At 77.4% G+C, this 1,489-nt stretch carries 2 protein-coding genes; one reads left to right on the top strand and one right to left on the bottom strand.

Features of this window, described 5'->3' with window-relative positions; all coding sequences use genetic code 11:
- On the top strand, nt 1–216 hold a 216-nt coding region (locus HMPREF0731_RS21390), incomplete at its 5' end, for a DUF2125 domain-containing protein (protein WP_007006333.1).
- 201 nt (nt 217–417) lie between these two features.
- Here HMPREF0731_RS21390 and HMPREF0731_RS21385 read toward each other — a convergent pair.
- Nucleotides 418–1,489 (bottom strand): DUF4175 family protein (locus HMPREF0731_RS21385; protein ID WP_007006332.1); only part of this gene is annotated, 1,072 nt, incomplete at its 5' end.

Genomic DNA, 1,489 nt, shown 5'->3' with positions numbered 1-1,489 from the left:
CTGGCCGGGGCGGAGCGGCTGCTGGAGGCGCTGGTGCAATCGGGCAGCCTGGCGGCGCGCAATGCCAGCCTGGCGCGCGCCCTGCTGCCCCTGATGCAGCGCCCCGACCCGGCCGGCGGCCCGCCGCAGCTGGAGGTGCCGGCGGCGCTGGAGAACCGCACCCTGTCGGTGGCCCGGCTGAACCTGCTGCGGCTGCCGGAGCTGCGCTGGCCGTAGGGCCGGCCGGCCTTCCGGGCCACCCGCCGGGCTTCTTGGCACCAGCCCGCCCCCGCGCCGAAGGCCGATCGGGCGGAGCGACCGCCGCCAGGCGGCCCCCAGAGGCGGCCCCGAGAGGCGGCCGGAGTGAAGCGGCGGAACACGCCGCCCCTCCGGCACCCTCCCGAAGCCGCACGCAAGGGCCGCCCTGGCCGCCCCGGCTCAGAAGGCGCGCAGCAGCCGGTCGATATAGTCCAGCTCCTGCGTCGGGCGCTCGCGCTCGGCGCCGCGGCGGCGCAACTCCTCCTGGATGCGGCGGCTGCGCAGCATCTCGGCCTCCTGCGGCACCGCCGTGTCGCTGCCCTGGTCGTTGGCGCCCGGCGCCTCGCGGGTCGGGCGGCCCAGCGGGTCGCGGCCCTGGGACTGGCCGGTCATGCGGTCCTGCCCCTGCTGGCCCTGCTGCTGGCCCTGGCTGTCCATCGCCTGGCCCTGGCCCTCGCCTTCCCCCTCGCCCTCGCCGAACTGGCGCTGCATGGATTGCGCCATCTGCCGCCCACCTTCCTGCAGCTCGCGGATCGCCTGCTGCTGGTGCGGCACCGGGTCGCGGCCCTGGCCCAGGGCCTCCTGCGCCTGGCGCATCGCCTGGTCGGCGCGGCCCAGCGCCTCGGGGATCTCGCCCGTCAGGTCGCCGAATTGCTGCATCAGCTCGCCCAGCGCGCGGCGCAGGGCGCGCTGCTGGCGGCCATCGCGCTGCGCCTCGGCGGTGTCGCCCTGCTGCGGCTGTTGCTGCTGGGCGGCGGGGGGCTGGCGGCGCTGCTGCTGCTGCGGGCCACGCGGCTCCGGCCGGCGCTCCCCCTGCGGCGACTGGTCGCGGCGATAGGCGCGGTCCAGCATCTCGCCCTGGCGCTGCACCATGTCCTGCACCGCGCCCATCTGCTGCTGGCCGCGCTCGCGCTGCTCCTGCTGGCGCTGGCTGCGGGCATTGCCGCCCTCGCTGCGGGCGACGCGGCCCTCCTGCAGCGCGTCCAGCATGCGCTCCAGCTCGGCCAGCTCCTGCTGCAGCCGGTCGGTGCGGCCCTCGCGCGCGGCGTCCTGCATCTCCTGGGTGCGGCGGTCCAGCTCGCGCTGGTCCATCAGGCGCTGGCTGGGGTCGAAGGGCATCGCCTCGGCATTCTCCTGCCGCAGCCGCTCGGCCAGCGCCTCCAGGTGGCGTTGCACCGCCTCGCGCAGCTCCTGCACGCGGCGCTCCAGCTCGGCGCGGCCCTCGGCGTCGGGCGGCGTGCGCTCGGCCTCC

The organism is Pseudoroseomonas cervicalis ATCC 49957, from assembly GCF_000164635.1.
GTDB classification, from domain to species: Bacteria; Pseudomonadota; Alphaproteobacteria; order Acetobacterales; family Acetobacteraceae; genus Pseudoroseomonas; species Pseudoroseomonas cervicalis.
The sequence above is the reverse complement of the archived record's forward strand: the minus strand, read 5'-3'. Positions and strand labels throughout refer to the sequence as shown.